Here is a 10,761-nt window from a genome sequence, read left to right on the forward strand (position 1 = left end):
TCCGCTCCTCTCCCAGCCGGGAAACTACAGCGGAAAACTCCAATTCTGAACGGTCCAGTTTTCAGGGATCAGATCACTGCGAATTGACCAACTCAACACAGAAGTTGAACGCCTTAGGAAGCAGCTGGAAACACGCCCCCAGTGAGCCAACCGTATTCGACGCACGAACAGGCTACGATCGCATCGCAACAGCATACGATAAATCGTCTTGGCGAAGATTCTGGAAGAAAAACGAATACCCAATTGTAAAGAAAATTATCCTGCGCTTATTTCACAAACACTCTTTCCAAAATGCCTTAGATATCGGTGCAGGAACTGGATTTTACTCTAGGCTTCTTGAAAGCTATTCAAAAAATGTTGTTGGCATTGATATCAGCCATGAAATGACGAAGATTGCTCAATCTAAATCTAAGAGTATTTTTTTAAATATTGATTTTTTGAAATATCGCAGCGATCAGGAATATGACTTTGCACTTTCTGCAAGAACGATGTCCCACGTCAGACGCATGGACGATTTTCTTAATTCAATAAATAAAAATGTTTCCGAAGGCGGGTCTGTCATAATAACTGACGTCCACCCAAAGCACAATTACTACAAAACAAGATTTGAACTAAAAAATGAGATTGTTGAAATTGAGACATACAAGCATGAAATGATGGATATATTTAATTATATTTTAGATAAAATGTCAGATCAAGTTATATACAAGGAGTTTGATTTCAGGAATCTTCCCGACAAATGGATTTCAACTGAATTCAGGTCGGTGTTTAACTCAATTGATCCAATTTTTTATATCCTAATGTTCAAAAAGAATGGAAAATTTGACGAAAATACTTATCGGTACATGCATGACACCCTTAAATTCAGCTCCGTCACCAATGCAAATTAATGTCACTATCCCATTCCGTCGAAAGCTATATCGGCCGGCTCGGCGGCCATGAGGGTGTGAAGATCGAGGAGCAGGTGCTGATCACCGACACCGGCAACCAGCAACTGTCCTCCTATCCTCTCGATGCGAGGCTGCTCGGACGCTGACCGCCCGAGCACGCGGCTCATCCGGCTTTCTGAGTAGCGGCATCCGTTTCCGCGTCATCGTCGCTCATGCGCGCAAACCAGCTCGCGATCAGCGCCCCGGAAACATTGTGCCAGACGCTGAAGACAGCACTCGGCACAGCGGCCAGCGGCGAGAAATGCGCGTTGGCGAGCGCTGCACCCAGGCCGCTGTTCTGCATGCCGACCTCGATGCTGATGGCCTTGCGCTTGGCAAGCGACAAGCCGGCAAAGCGCGCGGCGAAGTAGCCGAGCAGGAGTCCAAAACCGTTATGCAGCACGACGACGGCGAAGATCAGCAGGCCGGACTGGGCGATAGCAGCCTTGTTGACGGCAACGACAGCGGCCACGATCAGAACGATGCCGACGACACTCACCAGTGGCAGTGCCGGAATGGCCGCCTTGACCACGCCCGGCACGATCTTCTGCAGCAGGAAGCCGAGTGCCAGCGGCACCAGGATGACCTTGACGATCGACAGGAACATGCTCATCGCGTCGACCGGCAGATACTGGCTGGCGAAGAACCAGACGAGGAATGGCGTGACGATCGGCGCAAGCAGCGTGGTCACGCTGGTGCAGGCAACGCTGAGTGCCACATCGCCCTTGCTGAGATAGGTCATGACATTGCTGGCCGTGCCGCCTGGGCAGCAGCCGACGAGGATGACGCCGGCGGCCACTTCCGGCGACATCGGAATGATGCGCGTGAGCAGCACCGCCAGAAGCGGCATGATGATGAACTGGGCGAGGACGCCTATCGCCACGTCGAAGGGCCGGCGGACCACTTCGCTGAAATCCTTGCCCGAGAGAGTAAGGCCCATGCCGAACATGATGATGCCGAGCAAAACGACGATCCACGGCGCAAACAGGCTGAACGTAGACGGCAGAAGGAAACCGAGTACGGCGAACACGATCACCCAGATGGCGAAGGTACGGCCAACGAAATCGGAGATAGCAGCTATTGTTTTCACGATCCTACTTCCTTGAGGATTTTGGGGAGGGGCGGACTGTCTTGGGAGGGACAGAAAGTTGCGCGCTTTTCCCGCCAATTTAACGAATTGGCAACCCCTTGGCCGCCTACGCGACATTTTCTGGCCCAAAGGAAGTGGATCGCCGGCCGTGGGTAGGCCATGCAGCAATGTCGACGAAGCGGTGTGATGGCCGATCAGATCGGAAGAGAAACAGCCGGCGCCGTCAGCGATGCGATGTAAGGCAGGCCCTTGCGGCGCCCGGTCCAGCCGACGACCTGCACATGCTGTGCTGCCGGCTCGAATCGCTTTGCCAAGTCCCAGCTGCGGCAGTCGATGGCACAGACATCAGCCCTACCCTCGGCGACGGCAACGATCGAGTTGCGATGGCCGCCGGTTTCGATGCGTTCCGAGAAAATGGCGAGGCTTTCGCCCAGCGCCTCCAGATCGCGCGTCAGGGCGATGATGCCCGACATGGAATCGTCACTGTTGTAGCCGAGGCGCTTGTCGCGGATCAGATCGAGGGGGATCAGAGACCGACTGTCGATGGGTGCCGACACCGGCGCGCCATCGCCTTTGCGCATCACGATCGCGCTCGAATAGAATTCGCCCTGCCCGCCTTCGAACGCGTCGTAGCTCGGCTGGCCAATCACCTGCACATATTTCGATAGGCCAAGCTCCATCGGCCCCCAGCAGGTCTGCGCGAAAAGCAGGTTCGGGTGCAGCCACAGTGTCGGGAAATCGAGCTCGTCGGGCGGGAGAGCCGCCGGATCGGGTGCGATCACCGTACCTGCTACATCCCTGATGCCACCGGGCATCGGCGGCAAATCGGCGTTTCTGCGAACCAGCCGCTCTGGCGCGTCGATGCCGGCAGCGCGAAATGCCTCGCGTAACCGCGCCCATTCCGCGTCGGTTTCGGCCCGAACTTCAGGCCAGTCGTACATGGAGAGTGCGGCGACGAATCCGGTCATGGCGTCATCTCCGCCGATCAGGTCTGCAATGGCAAGGCGGAAATCAGCCTATTCCTTGGGTGGCTCGGCCGGCACGGGAATGGTGCCCAACCCGTTCACCGAACGGCCACGCACACGCGGCTGGAACGCACGGCCGGCTTCCGGCGCACGCCGAAGTGCGGGGTGCACTACAGGCTCCTTGGCGCGGAAGGCGTATTCCCTAAGGAGCGACAGATAGTTCGGAAACACATAGCCCTTGTTCATCGCGATCCATTCGTCGCGCCGCTCACGGAACAGTTTTGGCAGCCGATACCAGGGGATGGTCGGGCTCTTGTGATGAACAAGATGAAGATTGTTGTTGAGGAACAGGAAGGCGAAGGGCGAGCGCTCGATGATGATGGTGCGTCCATCCGGCCGTTCCGACCACTGATGCTCGGCAAAGGTACGCACCGAGATGAAGGACTGCCCGAGCCAGACCGGCACCAGCACATAGAGCCAGAACGGGATGCCGAAGACCTCAGTCACGAGCGGCAGCACGACCGCGAGGCCGGCAGCATGCAGCAGCCAAGCCTTGCGCGCAGCCCGGTCACCGGCAGCGATGAGCCTCGCCTCCTCCAGCAGGAAGCCGATGGTGCCGAGCGCCGGTCCGAGAACGAAGCGGCCAACCATCGTATTGTTGATGGAAAGCAGCGTCTTCAGCCAGCGCGGCAGTTCTTCATGTTTCCAGAAGGATTGGTAATAGCTTTCCGGATCGTCGAATGGATCGGTCAGGCTCTCGTCGGCGTGGTGGCGCAGATGCAGCGACTTGAAACGCCGGAAGGGATAGACCAGACCGATCGGCAGGCCGACCAGCAATTCATTGACCCAGGATTTTCGCGTGGGGTGGCCGTGCGAAGCCTCGTGCATGAGCGAGGACTGCATGGCGAGAATGAAGGCCAGAACCAGAAGCGCCAGAACCGGATAGTTCGGCCAGAGGAAGAAACAGGCTCCCGCCCAGGAGCCGTAAGTGGCTGTGATGAGCACTATTGTCGGCCATTCAACTGCCGGCGTGCCGTTTCGCCGTATGCTTTTTTTATTCACCATGCCTCGACCACTGCCCCAGCGCCGGAACCGAATGATTCCTGACAGTATGCTGTCAGTAGCCGGCATAAGATTCAACGCGACAATGTGCACAGAATGTTGATATTGCGCTTATTGATACGCATATGTTGCGAATTGTAAACAAACAGGCGGAACAATCTCATCGTTGCCTGCGTTGAATAGCGTTGTGCGCGCAAAATTCTGCCTTATGGGAGCACCCTTTTGGACAAACGCGACCTTTCCGGGCTGTTTCGCGAACGGTTGAGGACGCTCGTACAGCGATCCGGCCAGAACCAGTCGGCCTTTGCCGCATCGGTGGGCATAGACCGCTCCGCCCTTTCCCAGCTCCTGTCGGAAGACACGACGCGGCTGCCGCGCGCCGAAACGCTGATGACGATTGCCGAAGAGCACAAGGTCTCGCTCGACTGGCTGCTTGGCCTCAGCCAGGATGAGGGGCTGACCGGCGAAATCCGCGCCAGTCTCGAGATCGAGGAAGGCTCAGGCGGCTTTGACCGCACCTTGCTGGCCAAATGGCATGCCGAGGCGGCCGGCACGAAGATTCGCTATGTGCCCGCCGGCATCCCGGACCTTCTGCGCACGGACGCGCTGGTCGATTATGAGGCAGACATCACCAACAAGAGCCGGCAGTCACAGGCTGGAGAGACGCAATACCGCATCGACTACAACCGGCGTCCGGAAACCGACATGGAAGTGTGCATGCCGCGGCACACGCTGGAAATCTTCGCCGCCGGCATGGGCGTGTGGAGCGGCTTTACCGAACAGGACCGCCGCGACCAGTTGAACCACATGGCAACGCTGCTCGACGATCTTTATCCGACCTTCCGCCTGTTCCTCTATGATGGGCGCATGCGCTATTCCGTGCCCTACACCATCTTCGGGCCATATCGCGCGGCGATCTATGTCGGCGACATGTATCTGGTACTGAACGCCACGGCCCCAGTCCGCACGCTGACACGCCATTTCGACAATCTGATCCGCAGCGCCGAGATCAACGCGCACGAAGCTGCAGGCTTTGCGCGAAAACTGGCTGAAGTGCCTGATGCCAGCCACGCCTGAAGACTGATCACGATCCCATTTGGGTTGAGTTTCCTTATCCGATGCGTAGATATGGCTCCTCCGCTTTCGCTCAGGACATCTCATGCAAGACCCTCGCCATCTCGTTGTCCCGCCGCAGTCCGGGCGTTCCATCCGCGTCTCGCGCGGCGATCTCATTCGCGTCATCGATCCCAAGGGACAGCAGGTGGCCGACCTGTGGGCGTTCACGACCGAAGGCAAGCTCGACTGGCTGAGCACGTCGCATACACGCGACATCACCGAAAAGCTGTTTCCCGCCGCCGGGCAGCATTTCTACAGCGCCAATGGCGTGCCGATGCTGACCTTGATCGAAGACGGTTCGCCCGGCCCGCATGACATGCTGTTTCCCGCCTGCAGCGCCGCGCTCTATGAGCGCGCGGGCTTTACCGATCACCCGAATTGCCAGGACAACATGCTGAATGCGCTTGCGCGCGAAGGCATAGACCTGCCCTTCTGTCCCGATCCGGTCGACTTCTTCCAGAATTCTCTGCCGGAGCCCGACGGCCATCTCGACGTCAACGCCTCGATCAATCCGCCGGGCGGCTATGTGACCTTGCGCGCCGAACTCGACCTACTGATCGTGGTGACGGCCTGCTCGGTAGATGATCACCCGACGAATGGCGGCGTCTGCACCGAAATCGAGATCGAAGTCACCTCCCCGCTGCCGTGACATGCCTGCAGTTTCGCGTCGCTTTCTTGACTAGACATAAAGACTTCTTTATATCCTTATCTCAACAATATTCCTGAAGGCGTTTCTCCATGACCAACCCCATTGACGCATTGCTCGCAGAAAAAGGCGTGCTTCTGGCCGACGGTGCCACGGGCACCAATCTGTTCGCCATGGGGCTGGAGGCCGGCGAGGCACCGGAACTCTGGAACGAGACCGCGCCTGAAAAGATCACGGCGCTGCACCAGAACTTCGTCGACGCCGGCGCCGACATCATCCTCACCAATTCCTTCGGCGGCACACGTCACCGGTTGAAGCTGCATCATGCGCAGGACCGGGTTCACGAGCTGAACAAGCGCGCAGCCGAAATCGCCCGCGCCGTCGCCGACAATGCCGGCCGCAAGGTCATTGTCGCCGGTTCGGTCGGCCCGACCGGCGAGCTTCTCGTGCCGCTTGGCGCAATGACCTATGACGAAGCCGTCGAGGCTTTTGCCGAGCAGATCAAGGGTTTGAAGGAAGGCGGCGCGGAAATCGCCTGGATCGAAACCATGTCCGCGCCAGACGAGGCCAAGGCGGCGGCGCAGGCGGCAATCGATGCCGGCATGCCCTACACCTATACGGTTTCCTTCGACACGGCCGGCCGTTCGATGATGGGCCTTGCGCCCAAGGACATCCACGGCGTTTCCGAAGGCCTCCCGCAAGGTCCGGTCGGGGTTGGCGCCAATTGCGGCGTTGGCGCTTCCGACATCCTGTCGTCGCTGCTCGACATGACCGCGGCCAGGCCGGATGCAACCGTGATCGTCAAAGGCAATTGCGGCATTCCGGAATTTCGCGGCACGGAGATCCATTATTCCGGCACGCCCGAACTGATGGGCGATTATGTCCGGCTCGCCGTCGACAGTGGCGCAAAGATCATCGGCGGTTGCTGTGGCACCTCGTTCGAGCATCTGGCCGCGATGCGCAAGGCGCTCGACGGCCACCACAGGGGCGAACGCCCGACGGTCGAGACGATCGTCGAGCGCATCGGCCCGCTGCGCAACAAGACGGCGGACCAGAGTGGCGGCACCGGTGAAAGCGCCGATGCCCGCCGCGAGCGCCGCCGCAGCCGCGCATAAAACATAACGTACGACGCACAAGAAAAGGCCCTTCCGTGATTCACGGAAGGGCCTTTTTCATTTCAGGTCTTCGCTTACAGGCCTTCGAGATCCAGCCGCGCTTTGCGCAGTATCTCCAGCGCCTTCTCGGCCTGCTCCGCGCTTAGTTCGCCGCCACGTAGCCTGCCGAAGATGGCCTGCGCCAGCGCACGAACCTCGTCGCCAAGCGCCACGCCGTTGACCTCGGCGGAAGCCTCGTCAAGCTGGGCATTGATCTTGTCGAGTTCGGCGGCGTGTTCGGCGAGATAGGCCTTGCCCTGCTCGGTGATCGAATAGAGCCGCTTGTTGCCGTTCGTCTCGGAGACGACGAGATCGGCCTCCTCCAGCATCTGCAGCATCGGATAGATCGCGCCCGGGCTCGGGCTGTAGGCGCCCTGGAACTTCGCTTCCAGCGCCTTGATGATGTCGTAGCCGTGGCGAGGCTCCTCGGCGATCAGGCCGAGGACGAACAGGCGCAGCGCGCCGGGATCGAACATGCGCGGGCCGCGCCCGCCGAACGGACCGCCGCGGTGACGGCCGAACCGGCCACCTCCGACGCCGCCACCACCGCGACCGAAGCGTCCGCCGCCCTTGCCGCCATCCGGGCCGGACATGAACCAGCCGCCGCAGCGTTTTTCGTGATTATGGGGATGATTGAACATTTGAGTGTCTCTCCAGATTTTGTGTTTCATGCGATATATCTATCAAAAGATATATCTTTTACAAGATACATCTTTGAAACGAAATCCGGAAATTTCACAAGCCTTTGTTCCCAAAAAGGAAAAAGACCGGCGAAGTTTCCCTCGCCGGCCCTTCAGTAAGCTTTCTTTCGGTGTTTCAGCCTCTCAAGTAAGGCCGTCATATCGCTCCGCTACCGCCCTCCGCTGCCGAGCGCCGCTGCCAGCCGCACCAGCGACAGAAACTCCGATCGGTAACCGAACGGGTCCGCTCCACGTGCCGCCGAAGCGATCTCCCTGATGCGGTCGTAGCCGAAATTCACGGTCTGGTCGGCATCGCGCAGCTTCTGGCCGAAAGCAGCGACCGCCACGGAAAACCGCTGGTCGTCGCTGGCATCATCGAACGCGCCCACTTCGTTGGCCGACGTCACCGGCGTGGTGATGAGTTTGGAGACGTCGCCGTCAGGCAGCTTGTAGCGGATCTTCACGAAGGCATATTCGTCGGCATTGGCGACGCCGGCAGCATTGTCGGTCTTGGCCTCGCCATAGCGCAGATCGTCCACGGCCTGTGCCGGGCTGCCCTTCGGCGTGATCTCGTAAACCGCCGTCACCGAATGGCCGGAGCCGATCTCGCCGGCATCGACACGGTCATTGTTGAAATCCTCGCGCTTCAGCGCGCGGGTCTCGTAACCGATCAGGCGATACTCGGAGACTTTTTCCGGGTTGAACTCGACCTGTATCTTCACGTCCTTGGCGATCGGAAACAGTGTCGAGCCCGCATCCTGCACCAGCACCTTCTCGGCCTCGGCCAGCGTATCGATATAGGCTGCGGTGCCGTTGCCGTTCTGGGCGATGGTCTGCATCATCTGGTCGTTGAGATTGCCGCGGCCGAAGCCGAAGACCGACAGGAATATGCCGGATTTGCGCTTGTCTTCGATGATGCGCTTCAGGTCGTCATCGTCGCTCTGGCCGACATTGAAATCGCCGTCGGTCGCCAGCATGACCCGGTTGATGCCGTCCTTGATGAAGGACTTTTGCGCGAGCCTGTAGGCTTCCGCAATGCCCGCCGCCCCTGCGGTCGAACCGCCCGGCTGCAGCCTGTCGATGGCCTCGAGGATTTTCACCTTGTCCGAACCACTGGTCGGCTCCAGCACCGTGCCGGCCTCCCCGGCATAGGTGACGATCGACACCGTATCGTCCGGCCCCAGCCTGTTGACCAGCAGCCGGAACGCCGATTGCAGCAGCGGGAGCTTGTCGGGCTCGTTCATCGAACCCGAAACGTCGATCAGGAAGACGAGATTGGCCTTGGGCTGCTCGGCCGGCTTCACGTCATAGCCCTTGATGGCGATATGCATGAGCTTGGTGTTCTCGTTCCACGGCGTCGGCATGATCGTGACCGTGGAATTGAACGGCGTCGCAGCGGAGTCCGGTCCGGCCCAGTCGTACGGGAAGTAATTGATCATCTCCTCGACGCGAACCGTGTCGGGCTGCGGCAGCACGCCTTCCTTCAGCGAGCGGCGGACGAAGGAGTAGGATGCCGTGTCGACATCGATCGAGAAGGTCGAGACGGGGTCTTGCTTGGCCGAATGGATCGGATTGGTATCGAACCTCTGGACGCGGTCGCTGGAAGCTTCGGCTGGCGCGTAGACATCTGCCGGGGCTGGCAGGATCGCCTGGGGTGCGACCATCAAAGTGGTGCTGTCGGCGGCATTCTGATTGAGCGCTACCCCCTTGGACCGCGCCACAACGGCCGGACTGGGCGGCGCGCTGCCCCCTGCGGCTTGCGGCTGGGCCTCGCTGGCCGAAAGCGCCGGCTCCTGCTGGGGAGCGGCAGGCTTGGCAAGCGCCTCATCCTTGTCCTGCTCTGCTTCGACAGGAGCCTGCTGAACCGTCGCCGGCTGCTCGACACGTTCACGCGGCTCGCTCACCTTGCGCTCCGTGCCGAAATCGAACGGCGAATTATCGACGAGCTGGAACGTCATATAGCCGGCAACCGGCAAGGCGACGAGCCCGGCAAGGGCGGGTGCTGCGTAGAGTTTCTTCTGCATCATCTCACTCCAGAGTTTGTGTATCCGGTCAGTGAGACGAAGGCCCGTTTGCGATCCTTGGGTGGCGGCTGATATTTTTTTCTCGTCAAAGGCCTCAAGGGCGGCATTCAGCGCGCGCGCTTTGGCTTCCGCGCTCGGCTTGGGCACTGCGCTGTCGCGCAGCCTGTTGAGATCGTTGTCTTCGACCATGATCAATCTTCCCCGGCCGAGCGCATGATGAGCTTCAGCCGCTTCTTCGCTTCATGGATATGCCAGGAGACCGTCGCTTCCGCGCAGGCCATGGCATCGGCGGCTGCCGCATGGTTCAGGCCTTCGCCATAGACCAGCAGAACCGCCTCGCGCTGCTTGTCCGGCAGTTGCCTCACTGCCGCCCAGAGTTCATCCGCCTGATCTTCCGGCTCAGCGGTCCCCTCGCCCGAAATCAGCGCATGAACGCCGAACGCCTCCGTCTTGGCCGTCTCGCGGGCATTCTTGCGCACCATGTCGCGCGCCGCGTTCAGGGTCATGGCATAGAGCCATGTCGTGAAGGCGCCGCCGCCGCGATAGTCTCGGATGGCACGGCCAAGCCGGGCGCAGACTTCCTGGGCGATGTCTTCGGCATCGGTTTTTCGGCCGCACCAGCGCCAGGCGACACGGTGGACAAAATCGTAGTGCCTCTCGACGAGTTCGCCGAAAGCCTGCCTGTCGCCGTTGCGCGCCCGCCCGACCAGATCGGCATCGGTGGCCTCGCCCTCATCCAACGTCATCGCCATCATCGTTCCTGAGACGAAAGCTATTCGATAATCCTTTGGGGGATGGAAAGATTTTTTTGATGGCGGGGATTTCCTGTCGCTTGAGGAGAGGTTTGATGCTGGGACGACGCCTCCACCTTCTCCCTTGTGGGAGAAGGTGGATTGGCGCGCAGCGCCAAGACGGATGAGGGGTGCTGGAAGAAACTCCAGCGTCTGCGATCCGTCCAACACCCCTCATCCGACCTCCCCTTCGGGTCGGCCACCTTCTCCCACAAGGGGAGAAGGAGAGGCACGCTTCATCATCGCCACGCCCGGTTTTCACCGTCTGGCCATTGTCAAAGAGCCGGGAAAGACGGGCGGCCGA

At 59.7% G+C, this 10,761-nt stretch carries 11 protein-coding genes; 5 read left to right on the forward strand and 6 right to left on the reverse strand.

What is annotated here, in order from left to right:
- Positions 1–890 (forward strand): class I SAM-dependent DNA methyltransferase (locus WBQ96_RS28055; protein ID WP_336548920.1); only part of this gene is annotated, 890 nt, incomplete at its 5' end.
- Positions 890–1,036, forward strand: coding sequence for a hypothetical protein (locus WBQ96_RS28060; protein ID WP_336548955.1), 147 nt, complete (start codon positions 890–892; stop codon positions 1,034–1,036). The genes WBQ96_RS28055 and WBQ96_RS28060, both read left to right, overlap by 1 nt.
- Before the next feature lie 17 nt (positions 1,037–1,053).
- On the opposite strand, the gene WBQ96_RS28065 is transcribed toward WBQ96_RS28060, so the two are convergent.
- From WBQ96_RS28065 to WBQ96_RS28075, 3 genes are all read right to left on the reverse strand, one after another.
- Complete coding sequence (locus WBQ96_RS28065) at positions 1,054–2,019, reverse strand: bile acid:sodium symporter family protein (RefSeq protein ID WP_336548918.1); 966 nt, start codon at positions 2,017–2,019, stop codon at positions 1,054–1,056.
- 194 nt (positions 2,020–2,213) lie between these two features.
- Positions 2,214–2,987, reverse strand: coding sequence for a phosphate/phosphite/phosphonate ABC transporter substrate-binding protein (locus WBQ96_RS28070; RefSeq protein ID WP_336548916.1), 774 nt, complete (start codon positions 2,985–2,987; stop codon positions 2,214–2,216).
- Positions 2,988–3,035: 48 nt separating this feature from the next.
- Positions 3,036–4,049 carry a fatty acid desaturase gene (locus WBQ96_RS28075; protein ID WP_336548914.1) on the reverse strand — a complete coding sequence of 338 codons (1,014 nt, stop codon included), beginning with the start codon at positions 4,047–4,049 and terminating at the stop codon, positions 3,036–3,038.
- A 219-nt stretch (positions 4,050–4,268) separates the two neighbouring features.
- On the opposite strand from WBQ96_RS28075, the gene WBQ96_RS28080 reads away from it, so the two are divergent.
- The 3 genes from WBQ96_RS28080 to bmt all read left to right on the forward strand — a co-directional run bounded on the left by WBQ96_RS28080 (position 4,269) and on the right by bmt (position 6,923).
- Positions 4,269–5,123, forward strand: coding sequence for a helix-turn-helix domain-containing protein (locus WBQ96_RS28080; protein WP_336548912.1), 855 nt, complete (start codon positions 4,269–4,271; stop codon positions 5,121–5,123).
- 82 nt (positions 5,124–5,205) lie between these two features.
- Entirely contained in the window at positions 5,206–5,811 is a 606-nt protein-coding gene (locus tag WBQ96_RS28085; protein WP_336548910.1) for an urea carboxylase-associated family protein, read from the forward strand.
- A gap of 89 nt (positions 5,812–5,900) precedes the next feature.
- Complete coding sequence (bmt, locus tag WBQ96_RS28090) at positions 5,901–6,923, forward strand: betaine--homocysteine S-methyltransferase (protein ID WP_336548908.1); 1,023 nt, start codon at positions 5,901–5,903, stop codon at positions 6,921–6,923.
- 74 nt (positions 6,924–6,997) lie between these two features.
- Here bmt and WBQ96_RS28095 read toward each other — a convergent pair whose 3' ends face one another.
- The 3 genes from WBQ96_RS28095 to WBQ96_RS28105 all read right to left on the reverse strand — a co-directional run bounded on the left by WBQ96_RS28095 (position 6,998) and on the right by WBQ96_RS28105 (position 10,418).
- Positions 6,998–7,603, reverse strand: coding sequence for a PadR family transcriptional regulator (locus WBQ96_RS28095; protein ID WP_336548906.1), 606 nt, complete (start codon positions 7,601–7,603; stop codon positions 6,998–7,000).
- Positions 7,604–7,812: 209 nt separating this feature from the next.
- Positions 7,813–9,855, reverse strand: coding sequence for a YfbK domain-containing protein (locus tag WBQ96_RS28100; protein WP_336548904.1), 2,043 nt, complete (start codon positions 9,853–9,855; stop codon positions 7,813–7,815).
- A gap of 2 nt (positions 9,856–9,857) precedes the next feature.
- The gene (locus WBQ96_RS28105) at positions 9,858–10,418 is read right to left on the reverse strand and encodes an RNA polymerase sigma factor (protein ID WP_336548902.1); all 561 of its coding nucleotides are present in this window, start codon (positions 10,416–10,418) and stop codon (positions 9,858–9,860) included.
- Positions 10,419–10,761 lie beyond the last annotated feature (343 nt).

It is taken from the genome of Mesorhizobium sp. CCNWLY176, from assembly GCF_037153935.1.
Classification (GTDB): Bacteria; Pseudomonadota; Alphaproteobacteria; order Rhizobiales; family Rhizobiaceae; genus Mesorhizobium_M; species Mesorhizobium_M zhangyense.